The sequence below is a fragment of the Actinoplanes sp. CA-015351 genome (genome assembly GCF_050955685.1).
Lineage (GTDB): Bacteria > Actinomycetota > Actinomycetes > Mycobacteriales > Micromonosporaceae > Actinoplanes.
Genome location: NZ_CP192102.1, coordinates 7,902,828 through 7,928,716, shown reverse-complemented (window position 1 = coordinate 7,928,716; position 25,889 = coordinate 7,902,828). Strand labels below are relative to the sequence as shown.

General features: G+C 69.1%; 24 protein-coding genes and 1 pseudogene. 17 read left to right on the top strand and 8 right to left on the bottom strand.

Going from position 1 to position 25,889, the window contains the following annotated elements:
- Window positions 1-942 precede the first annotated feature (942 nt).
- Entirely contained in the window at window positions 943-2,193 is a 1,251-nt protein-coding gene (locus tag ACQP2E_RS36030) for an MDR family MFS transporter (RefSeq protein WP_433827422.1), read from the bottom strand.
- 149 nt (window positions 2,194-2,342) lie between these two features.
- On the opposite strand from ACQP2E_RS36030, the gene ACQP2E_RS36025 reads away from it, so the two are divergent.
- Entirely contained in the window at window positions 2,343-3,092 is a 750-nt protein-coding gene (locus tag ACQP2E_RS36025; protein ID WP_433827421.1) for a phosphoglyceromutase, read from the top strand.
- Between the two features lie 82 nt (window positions 3,093-3,174).
- Here ACQP2E_RS36025 and phoU read toward each other — a convergent pair whose 3' ends face one another.
- Window positions 3,175-3,828 (bottom strand): phosphate signaling complex protein PhoU, encoded by a 654-nt coding sequence (phoU, locus tag ACQP2E_RS36020; RefSeq protein ID WP_433827420.1) that lies wholly within the window; start codon window positions 3,826-3,828, stop codon window positions 3,175-3,177.
- Window positions 3,829-4,024: 196 nt separating this feature from the next.
- On the opposite strand from phoU, the gene ACQP2E_RS36015 reads away from it, so the two are divergent.
- Window positions 4,025-5,305 carry a sensor histidine kinase gene (locus ACQP2E_RS36015; RefSeq protein WP_433827419.1) on the top strand — a complete coding sequence of 427 codons (1,281 nt, stop codon included), beginning with the start codon at window positions 4,025-4,027 and terminating at the stop codon, window positions 5,303-5,305.
- 29 nt (window positions 5,306-5,334) lie between these two features.
- Window positions 5,335-6,018: a response regulator transcription factor gene (locus tag ACQP2E_RS36010; protein WP_014447701.1), complete on the top strand. Its 684-nt coding sequence runs from the start codon at window positions 5,335-5,337 to the stop codon at window positions 6,016-6,018.
- Here the strand turns inward: ACQP2E_RS36010 and ACQP2E_RS36005 are convergent.
- Entirely contained in the window at window positions 6,000-6,845 is an 846-nt protein-coding gene (locus tag ACQP2E_RS36005; RefSeq protein WP_433827418.1) for a hypothetical protein, read from the bottom strand. The two genes, ACQP2E_RS36010 and ACQP2E_RS36005, sit on opposite strands and share 19 nt — an antisense overlap.
- Before the next feature lie 84 nt (window positions 6,846-6,929).
- Here ACQP2E_RS36005 and ACQP2E_RS36000 point away from each other — a divergent pair, with 84 nt between their 5' ends.
- Window positions 6,930-7,757: a sugar phosphate isomerase/epimerase family protein gene (locus ACQP2E_RS36000; protein ID WP_433827417.1), complete on the top strand. Its 828-nt coding sequence runs from the start codon at window positions 6,930-6,932 to the stop codon at window positions 7,755-7,757.
- A gap of 28 nt (window positions 7,758-7,785) precedes the next feature.
- Here ACQP2E_RS36000 and ACQP2E_RS35995 read toward each other — a convergent pair whose 3' ends face one another.
- The gene (locus tag ACQP2E_RS35995; RefSeq protein ID WP_433827416.1) at window positions 7,786-8,322 is read right to left on the bottom strand and encodes a CGNR zinc finger domain-containing protein; all 537 of its coding nucleotides are present in this window, start codon (window positions 8,320-8,322) and stop codon (window positions 7,786-7,788) included.
- A gap of 87 nt (window positions 8,323-8,409) precedes the next feature.
- Between ACQP2E_RS35995 and ACQP2E_RS35990 the strand changes: the two genes are divergently transcribed.
- From ACQP2E_RS35990 to ACQP2E_RS35970, 5 genes are all read left to right on the top strand, one after another.
- Window positions 8,410-9,330, top strand: coding sequence for a proline dehydrogenase family protein (locus ACQP2E_RS35990; protein WP_433827415.1), 921 nt, complete (start codon window positions 8,410-8,412; stop codon window positions 9,328-9,330).
- A gap of 145 nt (window positions 9,331-9,475) precedes the next feature.
- On the top strand, window positions 9,476-9,688 hold the full coding sequence (locus ACQP2E_RS35985; RefSeq protein ID WP_014447695.1) for a helix-turn-helix domain-containing protein: 213 nt from the start codon (window positions 9,476-9,478) through the stop codon (window positions 9,686-9,688).
- Window positions 9,689-9,873: 185 nt separating this feature from the next.
- The gene (locus tag ACQP2E_RS35980) at window positions 9,874-9,975 is read left to right on the top strand and encodes a 30S ribosomal protein bS22 (protein WP_007465623.1); all 102 of its coding nucleotides are present in this window, start codon (window positions 9,874-9,876) and stop codon (window positions 9,973-9,975) included.
- 81 nt (window positions 9,976-10,056) lie between these two features.
- The gene (locus ACQP2E_RS35975; protein WP_433827414.1) at window positions 10,057-11,193 is read left to right on the top strand and encodes an NAD-dependent epimerase/dehydratase family protein; all 1,137 of its coding nucleotides are present in this window, start codon (window positions 10,057-10,059) and stop codon (window positions 11,191-11,193) included.
- Window positions 11,190-12,167: a lysophospholipid acyltransferase family protein gene (locus ACQP2E_RS35970; protein WP_433827413.1), complete on the top strand. Its 978-nt coding sequence runs from the start codon at window positions 11,190-11,192 to the stop codon at window positions 12,165-12,167. Before ACQP2E_RS35975 ends, ACQP2E_RS35970 begins: the two co-directional genes overlap by 4 nt.
- Window positions 12,168-12,608: 441 nt before the next feature.
- Here the strand turns inward: ACQP2E_RS35970 and ACQP2E_RS35965 are convergent.
- Window positions 12,609-13,481 (bottom strand): annotated as a pseudogene (locus ACQP2E_RS35965) (DUF5667 domain-containing protein); the annotation flags it as partial.
- Between the two features lie 166 nt (window positions 13,482-13,647).
- Window positions 13,648-14,604 (bottom strand): ECF subfamily RNA polymerase sigma factor, BldN family, encoded by a 957-nt coding sequence (locus ACQP2E_RS35960; RefSeq protein WP_433827412.1) that lies wholly within the window; start codon window positions 14,602-14,604, stop codon window positions 13,648-13,650.
- 375 nt (window positions 14,605-14,979) lie between these two features.
- Here ACQP2E_RS35960 and ACQP2E_RS35955 point away from each other — a divergent pair, with 375 nt between their 5' ends.
- From ACQP2E_RS35955 to hemB, 8 genes are all read left to right on the top strand, one after another.
- Entirely contained in the window at window positions 14,980-16,476 is a 1,497-nt protein-coding gene (locus ACQP2E_RS35955; protein ID WP_433827411.1) for an AMP-binding protein, read from the top strand.
- The gene (locus ACQP2E_RS35950) at window positions 16,473-16,721 is read left to right on the top strand and encodes a glutaredoxin family protein (protein ID WP_433827410.1); all 249 of its coding nucleotides are present in this window, start codon (window positions 16,473-16,475) and stop codon (window positions 16,719-16,721) included. The genes ACQP2E_RS35955 and ACQP2E_RS35950 overlap by 4 nt, the downstream gene beginning before the upstream one ends.
- Before the next feature lie 11 nt (window positions 16,722-16,732).
- Window positions 16,733-17,374 carry an HAD family hydrolase gene (locus ACQP2E_RS35945; RefSeq protein WP_433827409.1) on the top strand — a complete coding sequence of 214 codons (642 nt, stop codon included), beginning with the start codon at window positions 16,733-16,735 and terminating at the stop codon, window positions 17,372-17,374.
- Window positions 17,375-17,605: 231 nt separating this feature from the next.
- Window positions 17,606-18,346, top strand: a complete 741-nt coding sequence (locus ACQP2E_RS35940) for a redox-sensing transcriptional repressor Rex (RefSeq protein ID WP_433827408.1) — start codon at window positions 17,606-17,608, stop codon at window positions 18,344-18,346.
- Window positions 18,343-19,659 carry a glutamyl-tRNA reductase gene (locus tag ACQP2E_RS35935; protein WP_433827407.1) on the top strand — a complete coding sequence of 439 codons (1,317 nt, stop codon included), beginning with the start codon at window positions 18,343-18,345 and terminating at the stop codon, window positions 19,657-19,659. The genes ACQP2E_RS35940 and ACQP2E_RS35935 overlap by 4 nt, the downstream gene beginning before the upstream one ends.
- Window positions 19,656-20,585, top strand: a complete 930-nt coding sequence (hemC, locus tag ACQP2E_RS35930; RefSeq protein ID WP_433827406.1) for a hydroxymethylbilane synthase — start codon at window positions 19,656-19,658, stop codon at window positions 20,583-20,585. Before ACQP2E_RS35935 ends, hemC begins: the two co-directional genes overlap by 4 nt.
- A complete protein-coding gene (locus ACQP2E_RS35925) occupies window positions 20,582-22,168 on the top strand; it encodes a uroporphyrinogen-III synthase (RefSeq protein ID WP_111649856.1) in 1,587 nt (528 codons plus the stop codon). Before hemC ends, ACQP2E_RS35925 begins: the two co-directional genes overlap by 4 nt.
- Before the next feature lie 59 nt (window positions 22,169-22,227).
- Window positions 22,228-23,217 carry a porphobilinogen synthase gene (gene hemB, locus ACQP2E_RS35920; protein ID WP_433827405.1) on the top strand — a complete coding sequence of 330 codons (990 nt, stop codon included), beginning with the start codon at window positions 22,228-22,230 and terminating at the stop codon, window positions 23,215-23,217.
- Here the strand turns inward: hemB and ACQP2E_RS35915 are convergent.
- A complete protein-coding gene (locus ACQP2E_RS35915; protein WP_433827404.1) occupies window positions 23,211-24,236 on the bottom strand; it encodes a GNAT family N-acetyltransferase in 1,026 nt (341 codons plus the stop codon). The genes hemB and ACQP2E_RS35915 overlap by 7 nt on opposite strands.
- A gap of 83 nt (window positions 24,237-24,319) precedes the next feature.
- Window positions 24,320-25,819 (bottom strand): lytic murein transglycosylase, encoded by a 1,500-nt coding sequence (locus ACQP2E_RS35910; protein ID WP_433827403.1) that lies wholly within the window; start codon window positions 25,817-25,819, stop codon window positions 24,320-24,322.
- Window positions 25,820-25,889 lie beyond the last annotated feature (70 nt).

Here is a 25,889-nt window from a genome sequence, read left to right as displayed (position 1 = left end):
GCCTGCAAAGCGCCTGACAAGGGTGCAATGGCGTCACCCGAAGCCCTGCGCAGAGGCGGTGAGGCGAAGTGGCGCGCGCGGAACAACGGCTGGCGATTGCCGGCTGGACTCCGATCGCAAAGTCTCTGGTCACCGGGAGCACGGTCCGCGCTTGTTGCCGGCCGGCCGCGCGTGGTCGAGGGCACACGGTGGGCTCGGGCTCGTGTCTTGGGAGCACACGCGTCTGTCTGGCGTGGACGGCTCCTGCCTGGTGCGGACATGACCGTGTCCGGCGTGGCTGGGAGCACACGGTGGTCTCGGATCTACCCTGCGGAGGTCCGGCCGGCTGCCAGTGCTGTCTCGTGGTGGCTCAAGCAACCGTGGCGGCCAGCTGGGGACATCTTGGAGATAGCGGGAACCCCGGGCGGGAACCCCGGGCGGCAAACGCCGTGCATCACATCGATGAGGGGAATTTGATCTAGGAGCGACTATATCGGGGCTTCCCGATGCGCTCGACGGGTTCTCCGGTGAACATCCGCTTATCGATGAGTAGTGATTCTTCCGTACCGGGGAGCCCGGACGAGTGATTGCCTACTCGTCCGATCGGTTGATTGTTGGTTTCTGTGACGGTTGAGACAGATGTCGACACGAAATCGGGTTGTGAGGCTTGACTGCCCCAACTAGCGTGGTCGATGGACGCCGGAGCGTTAGTTCGGGGAACGGGTCGATCAGCAATGATCGCCGCGGTTCGGCGTTTGGGGACGGGTGGCATGAGCCGTTGGGGGACGGCGCGACCCGAGACCGGCGGTTAGTGCGGGCGGCGCCTATGGGGATGGGTGCCGCCCGCCGCCGCCGGCGCTTTTGTTTGTGCGGTCTAACTTGTGACGCACATTCTCCATTGGCGCGTGCGTTTGGTCGCGGCCCCTTTGGGTAAATCCGATTTCGCGCACTGTCCGATGTGTTCTATCGAACCGCGACGGCGTTCAAGCGTGATTCGAGCGCCGCCTCTTCAGCGCGTCGCAGGGCCGCCCTTCGCTCCCGCGCCGGACCGGAGAGAAGCTGTCCCACCGCCGCGAGCGCGCACAGTGCGAAACAGCCCGCCCACAGCACCGCGTCGCCGGCTTTTTGCAACACCAGCCCGCCGAGGATCGGGGCCAGGGCGGTGCCGACCGACCACGACAGCGAGTTCAGACCCTGGTACCTGCCGCGCAGCGCCGGTGGGGACAGCGCCGCGACGGTGGCCGCATTGCTCGGCGATTGGAGCATCTCGCCAAGTGTCCAGATGATCACTGTTAGGGCGTACACAAGAGGGGTGTCGGCGAGGGCGACCAGCCCGAAGCCGGCGCCGATGATCAAGACGGCGAGTGCCAGGACCTTGGCGCTGTTTCGCCCCTCGATCAGCTTCGGGACGAAGAGCTGTCCGAGAACGATCAGCACGCCGTTGACCGCGATCACTGCGCCGTAAGTCGCCGCGGAGAGGCCGTCGGCGAGCATGGTGAGCGGCAGCGTGGACGCGTGCTGCAGGATCACCAGCACCGACGCCAGGCTGAGCAGTAGATAGACGAGAAAGACCCGGTCGCGCAAGGCGGTGCCCATGCCGCCGGGCGCGGCCACTTCTTGGGTACGGGTACGCGCCGGCCTGGTCTCCGCCAGGAAGATGGCCGTGATGATCGCGGTGAGCAGCGTCGTGCCCGCGTCGACGACGAAAAGCAGCAGGTAGTCGAACTGGGAGGCGAGGCCGGCCGCGACGGCGGCGAGCGCGAAGCCGAGGTTGATCGCCCAGTAGTTCAGTGAGTACGCCCGGACCCGGTCGTGTTCCGGCACGACGTCGACCATCATCGCGGAGAACGCGGGCCGGACCCCTTCGGCGAACGCACCGAGCAGGAACGTGACCGCGGCGATCTGCCAGTACGTGTGCGCGAACCCGAGCGTGAGCATCAGCGCGGCGGCGCCGAACTGCGCGACAAGCATGGTGGGCCGGCGTCCCCAGCGGTCGGTCAGCACGCCGCCGGTCAGGACGCCGATCGCGCCGCCGGCGCCGTAAAGACCGAGAATGACACCGGCCTGTGTCTGGGTGAAGCCGCGGTCGCCGGTGAGGTAGATGCTCAGGAACAGCACCACGAACGACCCGAGCCGGTTGATCAGCGTCCCGGTCCAGAGGAACCAGAACTGCCGGGGCAATCCGCCCGCGGCCTGCCGCAACCAACCCGACACGACACCCACCGACATGAAGTCTCCCGTAAGTAGTGATCATGCTCTGTTCCCTTACAACCTAAGGGCTGCCGCAACCGGTTTTCGACGTGTCGGTGGACACGGTGGCGGGTGCCCGCGCGGCCACCATGCGGGAGAGGGAAGATGAGGTCATGACTGGAACCCTGGTGCTGCTGCGGCACGGCAACAGCGAGTGGAACGCCAAGAACCTCTTCACCGGCTGGGTCGACGTGGACCTCGACGCGAAGGGTGAGGACGAGGCCCGCCGCGGCGGCGAGCTGCTCAAGGAGCAGGGCGTGCTGCCCGACGTGGTGCACACGAGCCTGCTGCGTCGCGCGATCCGGACCAGCGAGATCGCGCTGCACCTGACCGACCGCCACTGGATCCCGGTGAAGCGCTCGTGGCGCCTCAACGAGCGCCACTACGGCGCGCTGCAGGGCAAGGACAAGAAGCAGACCCTGGAGGCGTACGGCGAGGAGCAGTTCATGCTCTGGCGCCGGTCGTACGACGTACCGCCGCCCCCGATCGAGGACGGCTCGGAGTTCTCCCAGGCCGGCGACGCGCGGTACGCGAGCCTCGCGCCGGAGCTGCTCCCGAAGGCGGAATGCCTGAAGGACGTGCTGCTGCGGGCCCTGCCGTACTGGTACGACGAGATCGTCCCGGACCTGCGGGCCGGCAAGACGGTCCTGGTCGCGGCGCACGGCAACTCGCTGCGCGCCATCGTGAAGCACCTCGACGACGTCTCCGACGAGGCGATCGCGAAGCTGAACATCCCGACCGGCATCCCGCTGCGTTACGACCTGGACGAGAACCTGCGCCCGACCAACCCGGGCGGCACGTACCTCGACCCGGTCGCCGCGAAGGAAGCCGCCGCCGCGGTCGCCAACCAGGGCAAGAAGTAGCTAAGAGGTAGGAACGACGAAGGCCGGGACACCCCCGTGGTGTCCCGGCCTTCGGATCCGGCGTCTTGCAACGCGGATCGAATCAGCTCTGACCGGCCGGGCTCTCCCCGGTGACCAGGTAGATGACCTGCTCGCCGATGTTCACGGCGTGGTCGGCGTACCGCTCGTAGAAACGGCCCAGCAGCGCGCCGTCGATCGCGGTCTCCGCGCCATAGGGCCATTCGTCGGCCAGCATGATCTTGAACAGGTGACGCTCGGCGTCGTCGATCGCGTCGTCGTCCTTCTCCAGTTCCGCGGCGAGCGCGACGTTCGGGTTGCCCAGCAGCCGGATGATCTTCTCGGCCATCTCGTCCGCGGCGTTTGCCATCTCCTTGAAGGTCGGCCGCAGCTCGGCCGGCACCGCCGGCGACGGGTGCCGGCGCTTGGCGGTTTTCGCCACGTGCTCGGCCAGGTCGCCCATCCGCTCAAGGTCGGCGGAGATGTGCAGCGTGGTGATCACCCGGCGCAGGTCGCTCGCGACCGGCGCCTGCCGGGCGATGATGTCCGCCACCTTCAGCTCGACCTGCTCGTAGATCGCGTCGACCTCGGCGTCACGCTCGATCACGGCCTCCGCGGCCTTGAGGTCGGCGGTCAGCAGCGCGGTCGTCGCCTTACGCAGAGTGGCGCGAACCGACTCTGCCATGGTCACCAAAAGACGGCCCACCTCGACGAGGTCAGCCTGGTACTCCTCGCGCATGTCTTGATCCCGGTGCTCCTCAGGGCCGGCCCGGTTCTCGGGCGGCCGGTGTGCTGCCCAGGTTAGGCGGACCCAGCGGCGCGAACATGAACACTGGTGAACGACGCCAGGCGTAGTGGTGAACATTATTGGAAGCGGGCCCGATTAGTACCTTTGGCCCTGTAGCGCAGGTAAACATTGACCCTACGATCGCAGCGTGGAATGGAAGTACGTCGTCGGCCTCGTCCTGGCCACGCTCGCCGTCGGCGTGGGAGCGGGGCTGCTTCTGGCTCGGGTCCGCAGGCAGGGCGAGACGGCCCCGCGTGGGCCGCTGGAGGGGAGCGCCGCCATCGAACCGGACGATGACCGCCCGGCAGGCAAGAACGGGCTCAAAGGGCTCGGTCGCAAAAGCCTCGATTCGCTGCGGGTGGGTGTTGTCGTGCTTGATGCGGACGACTACCCCGTGCTGGTGAACCCAGCCGCCCGCGCGATGGGACTGTTGCGGTCGGGGGGAGCGCCCGGCACGATCGCGGCGCACCCGATCTTGCGTACCCTGGCTGGGCAGGTGCGACGCACAGGCGTGCGTCGCGAGGTGGAGCTGGACCTCCCGCGAGGTCGCGCGGGTGGGGCACAGGCTCCGCTCGGTGTGCACCTGCGAGCCGTCGCGCTGAACTCGACGCACGTCGCGATCGAGGCCGCCGACGTGACCGAGGCGCACCGGCTGGCACGGGTCCGCCGCGACTTCGTGGCCAACGTCAGTCACGAGCTGAAGACACCGATCGGTGCTCTCCAGCTGCTGGCCGAGGCGCTGCTGGACGCCACTCAACTGCCCGACCTGGCACCGGAGGCGCAGTCCGAGGACCTGCTGGCGGCGCGCCGGTTCGCCGAGCGCATCCACCACGAGTCCGCTCGGATGGGCCGGCTGGTCAGCGAGCTGCTGGAACTCAGCCGCCTGCAGGGTGCCGAGCCGCTGCCGCAGCCGGAACCGGTCGCGCTGGACTGGGTGATCGCCGAAGTGGTGGACCGGACCCGGACCACCTCCTCGGCCAAGGGCATCGAGGTCGTTGTCGACGGGCCCAAGGGCGCCATGGCGTACGGCAACGACACCCAGATCGCCACGGCGGTCACCAACCTCGTGGAGAACGCGATCGCGTACTCGGGCGAGGACACCAAGGTTTTGCTCACCATGCGTGAGATCGACGACTGGATCGAGATCGACGTCGCCGACCAGGGCATCGGGATCTCGCCGCAGGACGTCGACCGGATCTTCGAACGCTTCTACCGGGCCGATCAGGCACGGTCGCGATCAACCGGTGGCACCGGCCTCGGCCTGGCCATCGTCAAGCACATCGCCACCAACCACGGCGGCCGTGTCGACGTCACGAGTGCACTCGGCGACGGTTCTACGTTCACCCTGCGCCTACCCGCGCGTCCCCCTGAAGCCGCTTCGCCGTCACCGACGGCGATTGAGATCGAGTCCGGTGTGGCCGGGCGCTGACCCAGCCACCGACGACGGAAGGAACCACATTGGCCCGCGTGCTCGTGGTCGAGGACGAGGAGTCGTTCTCCGACGCCCTGTCCTACATGCTGCGCAAGGAGGGTTTCGAGGTGTCGGTCGCTGCGACCGGAACCTCGGCTCTGACGCAGTTCGACCGGACTGGTGCCGACATCGTGCTGCTCGACCTCATGCTGCCGGAGATGTCCGGCACCGAGGTCTGCCGTCAGTTGCGGCAGCGTTCGGCCGTCCCGATCATCATGGTCACCGCCCGGGACAGCGAGATCGACAAGGTTGTCGGTCTGGAGATCGGTGCGGACGACTACGTCACCAAGCCGTACTCGCCCCGTGAACTGGTCGCCCGGATCCGCGCTGTGCTGCGCAGGCAGGGCACCGAAGCCGCCGAGGTGACCACCCCGACGCTCGCGGCCGGCCCGGTCCGGATGGACGTGGAACGGCACGTGGTCACCGTCGACGGCGCCGGCGTCCAGCTGCCGCTGAAGGAGTTCGAGCTGCTGGAGCTGCTGCTCCGCAACGCCGGACGGGTGCTCACCCGAGGCCAGCTGATCGACCGCGTCTGGGGCGCCGATTACGTCGGCGACACGAAGACCCTGGACGTCCACGTGAAGCGGCTGCGCTCCAAGGTCGAACCCGAGCCGTCGGCGCCGCGTTACATCGTCACGGTGCGCGGTCTCGGTTACAAGTTCGAACCCTGATCGGCCGCGCGCGGCGAGGCGGGCTCACGTCCGCCTCGCTTGCGCGGTACGCCGGCTGCCTTGGTGGCCGGGTGGATGGCGATCAGGCCGGATTTGAGGCGGGCCGCGCAGAGTTCGGCGAGTTTGGCGTACGCGACCTCGCCGACCAGCTCGGTCAGCTCCGGCGCGTACGTGATGTACATCGGCTCGGTGCCGACGTGCGCGTCCGGTGCTGAGGTGCACCACCAGCCGAGGTCGTGCCCGCCCGGCCCCCAGCCGCGGCGGTCGAACTCGGTCAGGGTGGACTGCAGGAGCTTTGTCCCGTCGGCCCGCTTGATCCAGTCCTGTTCCCGGCGGACCGGCAGCTGCCAGCAGACGTCCGGCTTGTACTTGAGCGGGTGCACCCCGTCGCGCAGAGCCTGGGCGTGCAGGGCGCAGCCGCCACCGGCCGGGAAGTCCTTCTCGTTAAGGAAGACACACGGGCCGTCACTGGATCGGGTGGCTGTACGCCGTGCGGGTTTTGTTCCGTCGACCGAGTCCATCTCGGTGTAGTTCTTGAAGCCCCGCCGGTAGTGCTGCCAGGTCTCCGGAGTGAGTTTCGCGGCCGCCGTCTTGAGCCGGTTCTCGTCGTCGGCGTCGGTGAAGAACGCGCCGTGCGAGCAGCAGCCGTCCTCGGCCCGGCCAGGCACGATGCCGCGGCACGCGGAGCCGAAGACGCAGGTCCAGCGGGAGAGCAGCCAGGTCAGGTCGGCGCGGACGAGGTGTTGTTCGTCGGCGGGATCGAGAAACTCGATCCACTCCCGAGGGAAGTCGAGGGAGACCTCGGCGGGAGGCTGCGAGCGGCTCATCCGGCTCAGGGTACGCCCATCAGTGGATCATGACCGTTTAGAGCTGATATATCCGGGCGTGCCGGGCGCGGCTACGCTTGAGGCGTGAGTTCCCGCGTTCCTGTGCTTCTCTCCAGCTCTTCGGTCTTCCCGGAGCCGACCGCCGCCGCTTTCGAGATGGCGGCCACCGTGGGCTACGACGGCCTCGAGGTCATGGTGTGGACCGACGCCGTCAGCCAGGACGCCGGTGCCCTGAAAGGTCTGGCCGACCATTACGACGTCCCGGTGCTCTCGGTCCACGCCCCCTGTCTGCTGGTCACCCAGCGGGTGTGGAGCTCCGACCCGTGGGAGCGGCTCAGCCGGGCGGCCCAGCTCGCCGAGACGCTCGGCGCTCCCACAGTGGTGGTGCACCCGCCGTTCAGCTGGCAGCGCGATTACGCCAAGAACTTCGCGGAGGGCCTGGACAAGGTCCGCGGCCGGCACCCCGGCCTCTCCTTCGCCGTGGAGAACATGTTCCCGGTGAAGATGGCGGGCCGCTGGTTCGTGCCCTACACGCCGGGCTGGGACCCGACCGAGACCGGCTTCGACGCGTACACGCTGGATCTGTCGCACTGTGCGGCGTCCCGGATCGACGCGCTGGAGATGGCCGACAAGATGGGCTCTGCCCTGCGGCACGTGCACCTCGGGGACGGCACGGGCGAGGGCCGCGACGAGCACCTGGTGCCGGGCCGGGGCAACCAGCCGTGCGCCGAGCTGCTCCAGTCGCTGGCCGGCCGCGGGTTCACCGGATCGGTGGCGCTGGAGATCAACACACGCAAGGCGTCCAGCCGGGCGGCCCGCGAGGCGGACCTGCGGGAGGCGCTGGAGTTCGCCCGTCGTTATCTCGCCGTGCCTAATGGCCTCGCCTCCGGCTCGGCGGCACTTCGTCCCTGAGCCGATGGCGAGGGCGCCGGAACGGCGATCACGCCGGCGTGAGGCTCGCAGCTCTTTTGCGGGCTCGGTGTGCCGCGACGTGCGAGCGGGTGGCGCAGCGCTCCGAACAGAAGCGGCGGCAGTTGTTCGACGACGTGTCCAGATAGACGTTGCCGCAGCGCTCGTCGGCGCAGATGCCGAACCGGGCGCTGCCGTACTCGCAGAGCCACACGGCCAGGCCCCACGCCGCGCCCGCGAGGTATTCCGCGCTTGCTGACGAGCCGCGGCTGGTCACGTGCATGTGCCAGTCGCTCGCCTCGTGCCCGGAGATGCGTGGCTGCACCGGGTACGCCTCAAGAAGGGTGTTCAGCTCGCGCACCGCCTCGGCGTCCCGGCCGGTCGTGCCGTACTCGAAGACCTCGCGCAGGCGCCGCTGAGCGCGGCGGAACGCGACGACGTCTTTCTCGACGACCTGGTCCCGCATGTATGCCTGCTCGCCGGAGAACAGGGCACGCAACCCGGCGAGATCGTCCAGTCCGGCGTTGACGAGGTCGACTGCCGTCCGGGCGTACGCATCGAAGTTCACCCGACAACGGTAGCGGGACGTTGCCGGGTAGGGCATGTATGAAGCGCGGCGGGGTTTGCGGACTCCTCCGGAGGTTACCCTCGGCTCATGCTCCGTTCCCTCTTTATCGCCGCCGCCGGCTCCTCCCGGCTCGAGCGTCTGGTCGAGTCCGCCCCGGTCAGCAAGGGCATCGCGCGGCGGTTCGTCGCCGGCAGCAGCGCCGATGAGGCCCTGCGGGTGAGCAGAGGGCTCGCCGACGACGGGCTGGCCGTCACTCTCGATCATCTGGTCGAGGACACCCGGACCATCGAGCAGGCGGTGACGGTGCGCGACGAGTACGTCTCGCTGCTCGGCCGGCTGAAGCACTCGGGTCTGACGCCGGCGGCCGAGGTGAGCCTGAAGCTGTCGGCGCTGGGCCAGCGGATCGACGAGAAGCTCGCGCGCGAGCACGCGCACGCGATCTGCGCCGCGGCCGCCGAGGCGGGCACCAGCGTGACGCTGGACGCTGAGGACCACACCACCACGGATGCGACGCTGGAGACGCTCCTGGAGCTGCGAGGCGAGTTCCCGAACACCGGCGCGGTGCTTCAGGCGCACCTGCGGCGTACCGAGGGGGACTGCCGGGAGCTGTCGACGGCCGGGTCCCGGGTGCGGCTCTGCAAGGGCGCGTACTCCGAACCGGAGTCGGTGGCGTTCCAGTCGGCGCTCGACGTCGACAAGTCGTTCGTGCGCTGCCTGAACATTCTGATGTCGGGCGAGGGTTACCCGATGGTCGCGACGCACGACCCGCGGCTCATCGCGATCGGCGAGGACCGGGCCCGCTGGTTCGACCGCTCCACCGGGGAGTACGAGTTCCAGCTTCTCTACGGCGTACGCCCGGACGAGCAGGCGCGCCTTGCCGCGGGCGGCCACACCGTGCGGGTCTACCTGCCGTACGGACAGCAGTGGTACGGCTACCTGATGCGCCGGATCGCCGAGCGACCAGCCGGAATGGGCCTCGTCGCGAAGGTCGTAACCTCCCGCAAGTAACTCAATAGGGTCAAAACTTCGCAGATCTGGCGTGTCGGGCTTGACTTTTTGTGGGCATTTCACGGAACGCATCGCGTTGGTCACAGCAGTATCGATACCGTTCTGATGACACGCACGTGCCTGCGAAAGGATCGGTGCGAACGAGATGACGGGTCCAGCCCAGACCGAGGAACGACTCTCGGAGGTACGGTTCCTGACGGTGGCAGAGGTGGCCGCACTCATGCGGGTTTCCAAGATGACCGTCTACCGGCTCGTGCACGGCGGTGACCTCACCGCGGTCCGGGTCGGCCGCTCGTTCCGCGTGCCAGAGCACGCGGTACACGAATATCTTCGCGGCGCCTTCTCGCAGAGCGCCTGACGACGGTCGCCCCGGTGCCAGAGCGGGGTCGTGTTGGCCCGGTGCGACCGCCCCGGTACGCTGGAGCGGTTGGTTCCCGGTTCGCGCGCCGATCGTGACGCAGCATCCCCGGGCGCCGTCCAGTCCGGAGCCGGTCGTGCCCTTGGGTTCTGCCGGCCATCACATGGTTTCGAGAGGCTTTTCGTATGGGCTCCGTGGTCAAGAAGCGCCGCAAGCGTATGGCGAAGAAGAAGCACCGCAAGCTGCTGCGCAAGACCCGCGTCCAGCGTCGCCGTCTCGGCAAGTGACGGACGGCCGGGTGCATCACCCGGCCTGAGCCGTCGCTTGCCTCGACAGAGGATCCCGACAACGCATCGAGAGGTGCGCCCGTGGTGACCTCACCGCCCCGCGTCGTCGTGGTCACCGGAGTCAGCCGTTACATCGGCGCTCGGGTGGCCGCACGCCTCGCCGCTGACCCACGGATCGATCGTGTCGTCGGTCTGGATCCGCACGACCCGCCGGCCGGCCTTCTGGGCCTGCTGGAAGGCGTGGAACGGATCCGGGCCGATGCTCGCGCGGCCACCGAGGCCATCGCCGAGCTCGACGCGGAGGCCGTCGTCCACCTGGCTGTGACCAGCGTGCCCGACGTGCAGCACGGCGGTCGGGCCGCGATGAAGGAACAGAACGTCATCGGCACCATGCAGGTGCTCGCGGCCGCTCAGGGCGCGCCGGGCCTGCGCAAGCTGGTGGTGCGCTCCTCCACGGCCGCGTACGGCGCGTCGTTCCGCGACCCGGCGGTCTTCACCGAGGACACCGAGCCTCGTGCCGTGCCTCGTGGGCCGTTCGCTCGCGACATCCTCGACATCGAGGGTTACGTCCGCGGTTTCCGCAGGCGCCGTTCCGAGGTCGCCGCCACCGTGCTGCGCTTCGCCCCCATGATCAGCTCGACGGCCGAGACCTCGCTGACCAGATACTTCGCGCAGCCGGTCGTGCCGACCGTGCTCGGCCGCGACGCACGTCTCCAGTTCGTGCACGTCGAGGACGCGCTCGAGATCCTGCACCGCTCGGTGGTCGAGGACCACCCCGGCACGTTCAACGTGGCCGGCGCCGGTGTCCTGATGCTCGCGCAGGCGGTCCGCCGGGCCGGCCGGGTTTCCCTGCCACTGCCCGAGTCGGCGCTCTCCACCGGCGCGGCCCTGCTCCGCAATCTCGGCGTCGAGCAGATCGGCCTGGACCAGATCGACCTCTTCGTGCACGGTCGGGTGGTGGACACCTCCCGCCTGATCCGCGAGTTCGACTTCACCCCGCGTACCACCGCGGAAGCGTTCGACGATTTCATCAAGGCGCACCTGGCCGGCGCGACGATCACCGCTGACCGGCTGGCCGCCGCCGAGCAGACGATTCTGGACGGCATCCGCCGGGTCCGGGCCACTGCTTCTCCGGCGCCGGCCGCGGTTCCGAAACCCGCATCCGCCCCTGCCGGTCACACCGCGGCAGGAGTGCGGGCGGGAAGCGACCGATCGTGAGCCAGGATGAGTTCCGCCGTGATCTGCTGCCCGGGCACGCCGACTTCCAGCTGCCCACTCCCGCACCGGCGCAGCGGGTGAACGGGAACCGGCCGATCCCGGAGAAACCCGTCGAGCCTCCCGTCGCGGCACCGGACGTGTGGGACCAGCGGATGGCGGACGGCCTGGCCTTCCTGCGCCGCAGGCTCTCCGGGGCATACGAAGTGGACGAGTTCGGCTTCGACCCGGAACTGACCGACGCGGTGTTCCAGCCGATCCTGAAACTGCTGTACCGCGACTGGTTCCGTACCGAGGTCCTCGGCATCGAGAACGTGCCGTCCGACGGCGGCGGCCTGGTGGTCGGCAACCATTCCGGCACTGTTGCGCTGGACGCCCTGATGCTCACCGTCGCGATGCGCGACAAGCACCCGAAACAACGACACCTGCGCCTGCTCGGCGCCGACCTGGTGTTCCGCATGCCGCTGATGAGCGAACTGGCCCGCGCGGCCGGCGCCACGGTGGCCTGCAACCCCGACGCCGAGCGGCTGATGACCAGCGGCCAGCTGGTCGGTGTCTTCCCCGAGGGCTTCAAGGGCATCGGGAAACGCTTCTCCGAGCGCTACAAGCTTCAGCGTTTCGGTCGCGGCGGGTTCGTCTCGGCCGCGCTGCGCACCGGTACGCCCATCGTCCCGGTCGCGATCGTCGGGGCCGAGGAGACGTACCCGATCCTGGCCGACCTGAAGCCGCTGGCCCGGTTGCTGGGTGTGCCGTACTTCCCGGTGACGCCGACCTTCCCGCATCTCGGCCCGCTGGGTCTGGTGCCACTGCCGAGCAAGTGGCTCATCCAGTTCTGCCCGCCGATCCCGACCGCGCATCTGACCGAGTTCGCCGACGACCCTCTTGTCGTCTACAACTTGGCGGACCAGGTACGCGAAACGATTCAGGCAACCCTGCACGAGCTGCTCGAGAAGCGCCCCGACGCGTTCGGTCCGTGACCACCCAGTGACTGATTGTCGCCAATCACTGGAATGAATCGCCCGGACCGTCCTATAGTGACGACTGAGGGGCGGCCCCGAAGTCTCGCGACTTTCGGCACCGCCCCTCGCCATCGTCTGGCGTGTTACTCAGAACAGGTTGTCGAGCAACCCGTCCAGCACACCGCCGTCCTGCTCCTCGTCGATGATGACCGGTGGGGTCGTGACCGTCTCGGACGGACTGGGCGAGGTGACCGCGCTCGTCTTCGACGGCTTCTTGTTCGCCGGCGTCGTCGGAGCCACCGTGCCCGGCAGGGTCGCGTCACCGGTGACGTCCGGTTTCGCGGTGATCCCGCTCTTCGACGGCTTCGGCGTGGCGTCCGGGTCCTCGTTGTTCTTCGACGAGGACTTGCCGCTGCCGGTGTGGCCTCCCGGCCTAGACTGCGTGCCCGCTCCAGCGTTGGTGTCGCTGTCGCAGCCGCGCAGTTTCGGTCCGAGCTCGTCGGAGCCGTTCGGCGTGATCCGCTCGCAGTTCAGCCCGGTCCGCAGCTGCTCGCTGCGGTCGGTGACGTCCTGGAGCAGTGCCAGCGATGCCGCGGCCCGGTCCCGGTTCGCCGGGGAGAGCTCGTCGATGGCCGGCTCGAACGCCTTGCGTTGCGTCGTGACGAAACCGTTCAGTGTGGTCAGCGGCTTGCGGTCCTTGTTGGAGACCACTGCCGTGTTGAGCAGCCGCACACCCTTGCGGGTGTCGGCGTCCATGTCGTCGAGCACCGTGCGGAACGCCGGGTCGTCGCCGTCCATGGCAACCGCCTCGGTGAGCCGGTTGCGGGCGAAGTCCAGCGACAGCTGACCCCTCGACACATCCGATCCGGCGATCGCCAGCTGCGCCCTTTCGGTGGAGCGCTTGACGCCGTACAACGCGTCGCCGGGCGACGCGCTCTCGCTCGCCGCGGAGATCCCGGAGACTGCCATCGCGCCGGCGGCAACGCCGATCACGATCGCTCCCCGGGCTCGGATCCGGCGCCCGAAGAACGAACGCCTGGCTCCGTCGACGGTGTCGGCGACCGGCTCGGCGTCACTGACGGCGGTCAGGCCGATGCCGTCCCGCTCGGCCGTGGCGACCAGCATGGCGCGCAGGCCGACGCGGAACTCGGAGTCGACCGGTGCGACCGGCCGGGCCGTACCGAGCCGGTTGCCGATGGCGACCAGCCGGTTGAGCTCCTCGTCGGTTTGTCCCCGGCTGTGGTGCCGTGGGACGCCGCCGGTCTCGTCGATCAGTTCCGCGAAGCGCTCGGCGCTCCGGCGGTCCAGGAATTCGAACTTCACCGTGGGCACCTCCCCTCGCTCGTGACTGTCTCGCCGGCCTGCGGGCCGGCGTAGGCGACCGAGTCGGATTTCTCTGCCCCGGGTCGCATCCGGACAAACGCGCGACACGCGGCCCCGGTTACGGGTGAGAGGGGGTGCCATCGGGTATCGGAGATCGACATCCGAGAGCGCCGGATCAAGACTGGAACCCTTCCGGCAGGAGCCGGTTGAGCGCTCGAACGGCCCTGTACTGCAAGGCCTTGATGGCGCCTTCGTTCTTGCCCATGGTCTTCGCGGTCTCGGCCACCGAGAAGCCCTGGAGGAACCGCAGCACGATGCACTCCTGCTGTTCCGGGTTGAGCTGCTTGACCGCGGTGAGCAGAGCGACGTTCGTGATGTGGTCGACGACAGCGGATTCCGGGCTGCCTTCCGGCCCGCGGTCCTCCCGGTCGGCGTCCAGGACGTCGCCGGTGGTCACCTCGAGGCGGTACCGGCCCGACTTGAAGTGGTCGGCGACCAGGTTCCGGGCGATGGTGACGAGCCAGGCGCCGAGGTCACGGCCCTGCCAGGTGAAGCTTCCGATGCGCTTGAGAGCGCGCAGGAAGGTGTCCGAAGTGAGGTCCTCGGCGAGCTGACGGTTGCCGACCCGGAAGTAGACGAACCGGAACACCGTGTCGACGTACCGGTCGTAGATCAGTCCGAACGCCTCGGACTCGCCGGCCTGTGCCCGCTCGACAAGCGCCCACACCTCGGCCGCCGGGTCGCCACGATCCGGCCTGGCCGGGTGTTTCGGGGGAGCGGTCTCGCTGGGCGGTCCGGTGGTGCTCTGCGTCGGCAGGACCACGGTGTGGTCGCCGGGCGCTGTCTCGGGCTCGCCGATGTTCGACCGCTGGCCTGCGGTCGGCTGGGCCGGTGGGCGCGGCGACTGTACCCGGCCGCCACCGAACTTCCCGTTGCCCGCGTGCGGCTGGGTGACGGCCGGTGGTCCGTTCGGAGTCCGGCGGCTGCCGGTCTGCTTCGGGCTCTCACCGCGGATCGCGTTGACGATCATGCCGTCGAATGACTCGCGCAGGGCGTTCAGACCTTCATTGAGCGCGAGCCGGGCCGCGAGGACATCGCGGTGGAACGGGTCCTCTGCGTACACATGAGTCACTTCGCCTCCTCAACCCGGCGGGCCTGTGACAGTTGCGATTCAGTCCCGCCAGACGTGAATTCGCCATTACTAGGTGCTTTGTGTGGCACAGCGGCCTCCTCGGGATGAGGGTGGTCACTCACAACAAAAGGGGTGAAGCAACCCGCTGAAAAGCCGGTTTACCTCACCCGTTGGTGTGGATTCCGTTACGCAGACGGAAGTATCACCGACTTCGGACACAGCGAGTCGCACAACAAGTGCGCTACGCGCAAAGCCGCGAAACGGATCTTTAACGGCATCCTGAGTCGTCCTCACCATCACCGATGGCCTCTCGCCGCGAACGGACGCGCTGTCCGGCATGCCGCTCGGGGGCCGTTTGTGCCAAACTCTCGCCTCGTGGAGGAACCCGCTCGCGATCCGGTCGCCGAGGCCGCCGGTCGCCGTCCCGACCGGCCTGCCCTGATCGCCGGTCACGCGGTCCTCACATGGGCGGAATTGGACAGCCGGGTGTCAGCCGCGGCGCGCTGGACCGCCGCGCGCACCGCTCCCGGCGATCGGATCGCTCTGGTGCTCGGCAACACCGTGGACTTCGCGATCGCCTACTTCGGAGTTCTGCGCGCCGGGCGGGTGGCCGTCCCGCTCAATCCCGGTTACACGGCTGATGAGCTCGATCACGCCGTGACGGACTCGGGTGCGGTCCTGATCATCGGGGAACCGGCGGGGCCTCCTCGGCTGCGTCTGGTCACCGCTCCGCGCGTACCCACGGATCTGGAAGCTGGGGACGGGATCCTGCCGGAGGTGGGCGCCGGAGATCTCGCGGTCCTGCTTTACACGTCGGGGACGAGCGGGCGGCCGAAGGGCGCCATGCTCACCCATGCCGCGCTGACCGCGAACCATGACCAGCTGGACCGGATCGAGCCGCCGGTTGTCGGTCCGGACGACGTGGTGCTGCTCGCGGTGCCGTTCTTCCATGCCTATGGGCTCAACACCGGGCTCGGGACGGTTGCGCACCACGCGGCGACCGGGGTGCTGCTCGAGCGCTTCGAGCCGGCGGCCGCGTCCGCGCTGATCGCCGAGCACGGTGTCACCGTCGTGGTCGGTGTGCCCGGGATGTACCAGGCCTGGATCGCCGACCCGGACGCTCGGGACTCGCTGCGCGCTCTGCGCACGGCAGTCTGCGGCGCGGCGCCGCTGGGCGCGAGCACAGCGGCGCGCTTCCGCGCGCTGACCGGCAAGAGCATCTTGATCGGGTACGGGTTGACGGAGACCGCCCCCGTGCTGACCACGACGGCCGTGAGCCACCGGGACAAGAACGGCTCGATCGGCCGTCCGCTGCCCGGTGTCGAGCTGCTGCTGCGCAACCGGGCCGGCGCCGAGCTGTGGCGGGACGGCACCGCCTCGATCGACGAGGACCTCGGCGATCTCGACGTGGACGTGGCCGGTTCGGCAGGCACCGACCCCGGCGAGATCGTGGTGCGCGGGCCGAACCTCTTCTCCGGTTACTGGCCGGACGCGAGCGGCGGACCGGAGGCGGACGGCTGGTGGCCGACCGGGGACGTGGCGTACGCGGACGGCGACGGCGACCTGGTCCTGGTCGACCGGATCGGTGAGCTGATCCTGGTGAACGGCTTCAACGTGTACCCGGCCGAGATAGAACGGGTACTGGACGGGCACCCGCGGGTGGCCGCCGCTGCCGTGGTCGGCGTGCCCGATCCGGACTCCGGGCAGCGGCCGCACGCGTACGTGGTGCTCAGCGGCGACCCGGCGCCGAGCGTGACCGAACTGCAGGTGTGGTGTGCGGCCCGGCTGGCCCGGTTCAAGCTGCCCGGCATCGAGCTGGTCACCGAGCTGCCGCGGTCGGCGACGGGCAAAGTACGGAAGAGAGAGCTGTGAACCGACTCACCCTGATCAGCCGGGCCGGCTGTCATCTCTGCGAGGTGGCCGAGCAGACCCTGGACCGGATCGCGCCGCAGCAGTGGACCAAGGTCGACGTCGACTCCGACATCGAGCTGGAACGCGAGTACGGCGACCGGGTGCCGGTGCTGCTGCTGGACGGCAAGGAACACGGTTACTGGCGCATCGAAGAGGATCGCCTGCTGCGGGATTTGTCTCGACAACCAGGGGAACCACGCCTGTAACTTGGCTCCTCGTGACAGCTAAGCACCTGGTCTGGGACTGGAACGGCACCCTTCTCGACGATCTTCACCTGGTGGTCTCCTCGACCAACACGGCCTTCTCTTCGGTCGGCGCGCGCAACGTCGACGCCGACGAGCACCGGCGGACCTTCCGGCGCCCGGTCGCCGAGTTCTACGCCGAGATGCTCGGCCGGGCCGTGGACGACGAGGAGTTCGGCCGGCTCGACCGGATCTTCCATGACGCGTACCGGCTCGGGCTGACCGACATCTCGCTCGCCGCCGACGCGATGGCCGCGATCAAGACCTGGCCGGGCACCCAGTCGCTGCTCTCCATGTGGTTCCACAGCGAGCTGATCCCGGCCGTCGAGACGTACGGCCTGGCCGGGCTCTTCGCCCGGGTCGACGGACTGCGCACCGAGGTGGGCGGCGACATGAAGGCCGGGCACCTGGCACGGCACCTCGAAGGTCTCGGCGTCGAGGGCAGCCAGGTGGTGCTGATCGGCGACTCGCTCGACGACGCGTACGCGGCCGAGTCGGTGGGCGGCCGCGCGGTTCTCTACACCGGTGGGTTCACCGATCCTGACCGGCTTCGTACTTCGGGCTATCCGGTCGCCGACACGCTGGTAGGCGCGGTGACGACGGCCATGTCACTCTGAGTCAGGTGGCCCTGGCGGGGTCGCTCGGTAATACTCGACAGGTCGGTTCGGCTAACACAGCCGGGCCGATCTTGTCCAATTGTCCCAACAAGATCGCGATTTGTGCACGCCTTCACAAGCGCCTACTCTGTGACTCCGACGAGCCCCGCTACCACAGCCACCCCAAGTGGGTTTCACCGGTATCGCACAGACAGGGCTCACCGCAGGTTCGCCTCGTCGGCACGGAGTCAGATGAGTCAGCAGCGTCAAGGAAGCACGCCCGGCGATGCCGGTGTCGTCCCGGCCTTCCCGGATCTCCCCGAGGCGACCATCGCACGGCTGCCTGAATATCTTCGTGCGCTCCACCACCTCGCCGAGACCGGCGCTGAGACCGTGTCCAGCGAGGGCCTCGCGGCGGCGGCCGGCGTCAACTCGGCCAAACTTCGCAAGGACCTCTCCCACCTGGGCTCGTACGGGACCCGTGGTGTCGGTTACGACGTCACCCTCCTGATCGACCAGGTCGAATACATCCTCGGCCTCGACAAGAACCGGGCGGTCTGCCTCGTCGGTGTCGGCAACCTCGGGCACGCCCTGGCCGGTTACGCCGGTTTCGCCAGCCGTGGCTTCCGCGTGGTGGCCCTCTTCGACGCTGACCAGGGCAAGGTCGGCGACCTGGTCAACGGCCTCGTCGTGCGGCACATCGACGAGCTGCCCGAGGTCGCCGCCGAGGAGTCGATCGCCATCGGCGTGATAGCTACTCCTCCGGGCTCGGCCCAGGCAGTCGCCGACGTGCTGGTCGCCGCGGGTGTGACAAGCATCCTCAACTTCGCTCCGGGTGTTCTCTCGGTGCCGCCAAACGTTGACGTTCGTAAGGTGGATCTCGCCATCGAGCTGCAGATCCTTTCGTTCCATGAGCACCGCAAGGCGTCTCTGACCGCGCTGCCCGGCGGCCGGTCCGCCCCGGCGGGCAATCAGGAGGCGGTCGGATCGTGAATCTTCTCAGCATCGGTGCCTCGTACCGCACCGCCGACGTCGCCGCTCTGGAACGACTCGTGATCCCCGACTCCGCGCTGCCCGGCCTGTTGCAGAAACTGGTCGACCAGCCGTACGTCGGTGAGGCCGTCGTGGTCTCCACCTGCAACCGGGTCGAGGTCTACGCGGCCGTCAGCGGCTTCCACGGTGGTCTCGGTGACATCTGCAACGTGCTCGCCGAGCACTCCGGCATCCCGGCTAGCGAGCTCGCCAGCCACCTTTACGTGCACTACGGCGAGGCCGCCGTCCGGCACTCCTTCCGGGTCTCCTCCGGCCTCGACTCGATGGTCGTCGGCGAGGCGCAGATCCTCGGGCAGCTGCGGGACTCGTACCACGCGGCGACCGAGGTGGACTCGGTCGGCCGGCTGCTGCACGAGCTCATGCAGCAGACGCTGCGGGTCGGCAAGCGGGCGCACTCCGAGACCGGCATCGACCGGGCCGGCCAGAGCGTCGTGACGGCCGCGCTCGACGTCGCCGCTGACCACCTCGGCGTCGACCTGACCGGACGGTCCGCGCTGGTGATCGGCGCGGGCGCGATGGGCGCCCTGTCGGTGGCGACACTCACCCGGACCGGTGTGGGACCGCTGCGGATCACCAACCGGAGCATGGACCGGGCTGATCGGCTCGCTGAGGCGTACGGCGCGGTCGCGGTTCCGTTCGAGGAGCTGGAGCAGGCGCTCAGCGAGGTGGACATCGTGGTCAGTGCGACCGCCTCGATCGAGCCGGTGCTGACCCGCGAACGACTCACCGCGGCGCTCGCCGCCCGGGACGGCGCCGAGCACCCCCTGATCGTGCTGGACCTGGCCGTGCCCCGGGACGTGGCGCCGGACGCCGCTGACCTGCCCGGTCTCGTCGTGGTCGACATCGACGGGCTCGCGGCGAGCCGCCGTGCCCTGCCGGCGGCGGCCGAGACCGCGGCCGTCGAGCAGATCGTCGCCAGTGAGGTGGACAACTTCCTCGGCTGGCTGCGCGGGGCCGAGATCGCGCCTACCGTGGCGGCGTTGCGGACCCGTGCCGAAGATGTGGTTTCGGCCGAGATGCGCAAGTTGATCTCCAGGCGGCCGGATTTCACCGAGGAGCAACGGGCCGATGTTTCCCGTACCCTGCACCGGGTCGTGCAGCAGTTGCTGCACTCGCCGACCGTGCGGGTGCGCCAGCTGGCCGCGGAGCCTGGCGGAGATCAGTACGCCGCGCTGCTGCGAGAACTGTTCGACCTGGACGTGCCGCTCGCCACTCACGCGAACGCGGTGCCGGAGATCGGGGGGAAAGCGTGACCGCACCACTTCGTCTCGGCACCCGGGGGAGCGCGCTGGCGCTCACCCAGTCGCAGATGGTCGCCGACGCTCTGACCGCCGCCACCGGGCGCCCGGTGGAGCTCGTCCGGATCGTCACACCGGGTGACCGCTCCGCGGCGCCGGTCGCCCAGCTCGGCGTGGGTGTCTTCGTGTCCGCGCTGCGTGACGCGCTGATCGCCGACGAGATCGACTTCGCCGTCCATTCGTACAAGGACCTGCCCACCAGCGATTACCCGCGGCTGCACATCGCCGCGGTGCCGCCACGGGAAGACCCCCGTGACGCGCTGATCGCCCGGGACGGTTTGACGCTCGCCGAACTCCCACCCGGCTCCAAGATCGGGACCGGGGCGGTGCGCCGAATCGCGCAATTGCGGGCTTTGGGCCTAGAGTTGCAGGTCACGCCGATTCGGGGGAACGTGGACACGCGGATCGCGCGAGTTCTCGGCCCTGAGGCCGACCTCGACGCGGTCGTCCTCGCCCGGGCCGGCCTGGCGCGCCTCGGCCGGACCGCGGAGATCACCGAGACGCTCGACCCGATGCTCATGCTGCCCGCCCCTGCACAGGGCGCGCTGGCGGTGGAGTGCCGGGCCGACGACACAGACCTGGTCGAGCTGCTGGCCGCACTCGATCACGCACCGTCCCGCGCCGTCGTCACGGCGGAGCGGGCGTTGCTAACCACGCTGGAGGCCGGGTGCTCCGCCCCGGTCGCCGCACATGCCGAACTTGCCGAGGGTGAGAACGGCGACGAGATTTACCTGCGCGGTGCGGTGATCAGCCCGGATGGGGTTCGAGCCATCCGGCTGTCGCGCACCGGAACGCCCGCCAGCGCGGCGGAGATCGGCAAGGCGCTCGCCACCGATCTCCTCGACGCCGGCGCCGATACCCTGATGGGGAGCACAGAATGACCACCCGCACCGCCCGTAAGCCAGCAGGACGCATCGCGTTCATCGGCGCCGGACCCGGCGACCCGGAGCTGCTGACCCGTCGCGCGTACGCGGCGCTGACCGATGCCGACCAGGTGGTCTACGACCGTGGCGTGCCCGAGTCACTGCTGAGCGCCGTTCGTTCCGACGCCAAGGAAGACGCCCAGTTCAGCCCGGCTGAGGGTGCGCCCGGCGACGTCGCCAAGGTGCTGCTCTCCGCCGCCAAGTCCGGTCTCTCCGCGGTGCACCTCGTCGCCGGCGACCCGTTCGGGCACGAGTCCGTGGTGAAAGAGGTGCAGGCGGTCGCGCGTACCGCCGTGCACTTCGAGGTGATCCCCGGTATCGGCCAGGCCGAGGGTGTCGCGGCGTACGCGGGTGTCCCGCTGCCCGGCGTCCGCATCGCCGCCGACGTCGACGACGTCACCACCCTGGACTTCGACGCGCTCGCCGGCGCTGCCCAGAAGGGCTCGTTCGCGGTCGCCGTGGACGCCGGTGACCTCGCCGCCGTCCGTGACGGTCTGCTCGCCGCCGGCGTCGAGCCGGGTGTGCCGGTCGGCGTGACCGGCGACGGCACCGGCGAGACGCAGTACACCACCACCTCGACCGTGGACAGCTTCGTCGCGGCGGCTCTCGGCTTCACCGGCCGGGTCGTGCTCACCGTCGGCTCGGACGTCGCCGAGCGCGACAACCTGAGCTGGTGGGAGAACCGTCCGCTGTACGGCTGGAAGGTTCTCGTTCCGCGTACCAAGGAGCAGGCCGGCGCGATGAGCGCACGGCTGCGTGCCTACGGCGCGATCCCGTGCGAGGTGCCGACCATCGCGGTCGAGCCGCCGCGCACCCCGGCCCAGATGGAGCGCGCCGTCAAGGGCCTCGTCGACGGCCGGTACGCCTGGGTGATCTTCACCTCGGTGAACGCTGTCCGCGCGGTCTGGGAGAAGTTCGCCGAGCACGGCCTCGACGCCCGCCACTTCGGCGGCGTGAAGATCGCCTGTATCGGTGAGGCGACCGCCGAGGCGGTTCGCGCGTTCGGCATCCAGCCGGAACTCATCCCGGCCGGCGAGCAGTCCAGCGACGGCCTCCTCGCCGAGTTCTCGCCGCACGACGAGATCCTCGACCCGGTCGGCCGGGTGCTGCTGCCGCGTGCCGACATCGCCACCGAGACCCTCGCGGCCGGGCTCATCGAGCGCGGCTGGGAAGTCGACGACGTCACCGCGTACCGGACCGTCCGGGCGGCCCCGCCGCCCGCCGAGATCCGCGACGCGATCAAGTCCGGTGGCTTCGACGCGGTGCTCTTCACCTCGTCCTCGACCGTACGGAACCTGGTCGGCATCGCCGGCAAGCCGCACGCCCGCACTGTCGTCGCGGTGATCGGCCCGAAGACCGCCGAGACCGCTGTCGAGTTCGGCCTCCGGGTCGACACGCAGCCGCAGAACGCGTCGGTGCCGGACCTGGTCGAGGCGCTCGCCGAGTACGCCCTGGAGCTTCGCGAGAAGCTGGCGGCGATGCCCGCGAAGCAGCGCCGTGGCTCCAAGGTCCAGGGGCCGACGGCCCTCCGATTCCGCTGATTCGATGGAAGCGCGCCGGTCTCTGAGCCGGCGCGCTTCTTCTTTGTACGGGAGCGTCGATGTCCTTCCCTGACATTCGCCCGCGCCGTCTCCGGCGCACGCCTGCGATCCGCCGCCTCGTCGAGGAGACCCGGGTCGCCCCCTCCGAACTGGTCCTTCCGCTCTTCCTGAAGGACGGCCTGACCGAGCCGAAACCGATCAGCACGCTGCCCGGCGTCTTCCAGCACACCCGGGAATCGCTGCTCAAGGCCGCGCACGAGGCGATCAGCGCCGGCGTCGGCGGCCTGATGCTCTTCGGTGTGCCGGACAACGCGGACAAGGACGAGACCGGTTCGGCCGGCCTCGACCCGAACGGCATCCTCAACGTCGGCGTACGCGATCTGCGGGCCGAGTTCGGCGATGCCACCGTCATCATGAGCGACCTCTGCCTCGACGAGTTCACCTCGCACGGGCACTGCGGGGTGCTCGGCGCCGACGGTTCCGTCGACAACGACGCCACCCTGGAGATCTACGGCCGGATGGCGGTCGCCCAGGCCGACGCCGGCGCCCACATGGTCGGCCCGTCCGGGATGATGGACGGCCAGATCGGCGTGGTCCGCAAGGCGCTTGATGCGGCCGGCCACCAGGACATCGCGATCCTCGCGTACTCGGCGAAGTACGCCGGTGCGTTCTACGGCCCGTTCCGTGAGGCCGTCGAGTCGTCCCTGCAGGGCGACCGCCGGCAGTACCAGCAGGACCCGCCGAACCTGCGGGAGGCGCTGCGCGAGGTCGACCTGGACGTGGCCGAGGGCGCCGACATCGTGATGGTGAAGCCCGGCCTGCCGTACCTCGACGTGATCGCCGCGATCCGCGAACGGGTCACCGTGCCGGTGGCCGCTTACCAGGTGTCGGGCGAATACGCGATGGTCGAGGCCGCCGCGGCCAACGGCTGGATCGACCGCGAGCGGGCCATCCTGGAGTCGCTCACCTCGATCAAGCGCGCCGGCGCACAGATCACCCTCACCTACTGGGCCACCGAGGTCGCCCAATGGTTGCGCGAGCGTTACTGATTTTCCCGGGGCTCCAGCGTCTGCACCAGGTGGGTCACGTCGGCGATGTACTCGAACCAGTCCCGGTCGGACTGGTAACCGAGTTCGGCGTTGACCTTCAGCATGGACTCGTTCTGCTGAGCGTTCCACGTCTGCACCTGGCGCAGGCCGGGCTCGGCTGAGCGCAGCTCGAACAGCATCCGGGCCTTGATCGCGCGGTCGATGCCGTAACCACGGTGTTCGCGAACCACGATCGTGTCGTACTGATCGGCGCGTTCCGGGTGCTGCGCCGGGACCACCACCTCGGTCAGGCCCGCGACGGTTCCGCTGGCCTCGTGGATGGCGAGCACGATGTACGGCTTCAGGCCCCGCTTGTGCAACGTTTCGATCGACTCCCGGAGCCGCTGCGGGTCGGACGACCGGGGTGCCAGGTCGAGGTCGTCATCGTCGTTCTGCGCCTCGGCCTTGGCCTGCGCGTACGCCTCCAGCAGCGAGTCCGGCGGCCCGCCCGGGTGATATTCGATCCGGTAACCGGAGCTGATGCCGCTCGCCATCGCGCCCAGGGTCAGCCAGTCGACCGACTCCAGGTTGAGCACGCTGCGGGTCTCCACGTACTCCTTCTCGAAGCCGAGCGACTCGTAGAACGCGATCGCCGGTGTGCCGCCGATCGCCTCCACCCCGATCGAGGTGAAACCTTCCAAGTACGCCCGGCGGGCAGCCACCCCGACAAGCTGACGGCCGAGGCCACGACGGCGAAGATCGGGCCGGACCAGGATCTCCAGCACACCGATGTCACCGAGCAACAGGATGTTGACGTGCGCGAAGATCTGGCCTTCGCCCTCGGGAACCCGGTCGTCCTCGACCACCCAGGTGATCCGCCGCTCGCCCGGCATGGTCTCGGCCAGATAGTCCCGGACCTGCACGTCACGCCAGGGTGGATCGTCGGGGAGGTCTGCGGACATGGCTGCGTTCACCGTCTCCACGAGCGACTGGATCTCGGCCGCGGACGCGGAGCGTGGATCCCATTCACGCACCCTCACCCGTACATCGTGCCGTTTACGTGACCATCAGGGAAGTGCTGGCCACGCAAAAGTATGGGCACGCTCACCCAGAGTCGCGATTTTCAGCTTCGGCTGCGCCGTCCGTAGTCGTCCGCGAACTGGAAAACCTTCTGCGCGTACGGCCGGACCGCGTTGTAGGAGAGGATCGCGTCCCACCAGGACTCCGCCTTGGTCAGGTCGCGTCCGCCCTTGCAGAGGTACACGGCTGCGGTCATCGCGGCGTCGTCGATGTCGTTCGGGTTCTTCACACCGTCGTTGTCGGCGTCGACCGCGCTCTCGTTCCAGGTGGCCGGGATGAACTGCATCGGCCCGATCGCCCGGTCGAAGGCAGGGTCGCCGTCGAGCTGGCCCTGATCGGTGTCGGTGATCAGCATCCGGCCGCCCTTGCCGTCCAGCGGAAGGCCGTAGATCGTCGGCGTGGAGACGCCGTCGACGCCGAGGACAGCGCCGTTGTGGCTGCCGTGCTCGGACTCGACCTTCGCGATGGCGGCCAGCGTGGTCCAGCTCAGGTGGCAGGACGGTGTGGTCTTCGCGGTGACGAGTTCCGCGTACCCATAGGCCTGCACCGCGACGACCGGGATGCCGACCTGGGTGCCGACCTGGGTGGCCCAGCTGGCGAGCGCGTCAGCCGGCCGGGCGCCACCCACTGCGGGCTGGGTGGTGGACAGGCCGGTCGGTAATCCGGTCGGCAGTCCGGTGATGCCGGGCAGGCCGGTCGCCCCGGCGGTGGGGATGCCGGTGGTCAGACCCGTGGGCAAACCAGTCGGGAGTCCGGTTGGCAGGCCGGTCGGCAGTCCGGTCAGTCCGGCCGCGGGATCTCCGGGAAGGCCACCGGGCGCGGCGGAGGCCGCAGCCGCGGCCTCGCCGCCGAAAGTAGGCGTCGCGCTCGGCGCGGGCGCGGCGTCCAGAGCCTTGGGTACGAGGTAAGCGCCGGAGGTACCCGCCAGGACGACGAGCGCCACGATCACGAAGCCGGGGATGATGACGCGTCCGCTCGGCCCCTTGGCCCAGCCGACCGTGGCCTTCCCAGCCCGCCCGGCGACGTGCACCAACCGCCGAGTCCTGGTCGCCGCTCCGGCCGCAACCGCCGCTCCGGTCCTGCCAGGATCGCCCTTGCCGTCCGAACCGCCGTCATTGGTGGTCGCCTTGGCGGCGGGATCGGTTTGGCCGTCAGGGTCGCTCGTACCGGCTTTTTCACCTTTCGCCGGCGCTGCGGTCTTGTCCGCGGGTGCTGCGGCCTTTTCCGCCGATGCCTCGGACTTGTCCGCCGATGCTGCGGCCTTTTCCGCAGGGGTCTCGGGCTTGGCCGCCGGCGTCTTGGCCTTTTCCGCCGGCGTCGCGGCCTTGTCCGCGTCGTCCTTGCTTCGCTGCTTCGGCACGACGGCGGTGTCGGATGTGGCCTTCTCGGCCGGTCCCTCGCCGGACTTATCCGACTTGTCCGGCGAGGCTGGCCCAGAGGTCTCCGACGGCGCAGCCCCAGAACTCCCCAGCGGACCGCTCTGATGCGGTGCCGCCGTACGCAGCTCGATTCCCTCTGCAGGTGTCTTGGGCGCCTCCGTCACGGCACGACCCTACCCGTTCGTGTCACACCTGACGGAAGTCGTTCCGGCCATGTGGAGAACTCCCGGTGCA

Coding starts and splice junctions, on each gene's coding strand:
- phoU (WP_433827420.1), bottom strand. CDS start 3,828: ATGCGCGAGGAGTACCAGGCTGACCTCGTCGAGGTGGGCCGTCTTTTG.
- ACQP2E_RS35985 (WP_014447695.1), top strand. CDS start 9,476: ATGACGGGTCCAGCCCAGACCGAGGAACGACTCTCGGAGGTACGGTTC.
- ACQP2E_RS35925 (WP_111649856.1), top strand. CDS start 20,582: ATGACCACCCGCACCGCCCGTAAGCCAGCAGGACGCATCGCGTTCATC.
- ACQP2E_RS36025 (WP_433827421.1), top strand. CDS start 2,343: ATGACTGGAACCCTGGTGCTGCTGCGGCACGGCAACAGCGAGTGGAAC.
- ACQP2E_RS36005 (WP_433827418.1), bottom strand. CDS start 6,845: ATGAGCCGCTCGCAGCCTCCCGCCGAGGTCTCCCTCGACTTCCCTCGG.
- hemB (WP_433827405.1), top strand. CDS start 22,228: ATGTCCTTCCCTGACATTCGCCCGCGCCGTCTCCGGCGCACGCCTGCG.
- ACQP2E_RS35990 (WP_433827415.1), top strand. CDS start 8,410: ATGCTCCGTTCCCTCTTTATCGCCGCCGCCGGCTCCTCCCGGCTCGAG.
- ACQP2E_RS35940 (WP_433827408.1), top strand. CDS start 17,606: ATGAGTCAGCAGCGTCAAGGAAGCACGCCCGGCGATGCCGGTGTCGTC.
- ACQP2E_RS35980 (WP_007465623.1), top strand. CDS start 9,874: ATGGGCTCCGTGGTCAAGAAGCGCCGCAAGCGTATGGCGAAGAAGAAG.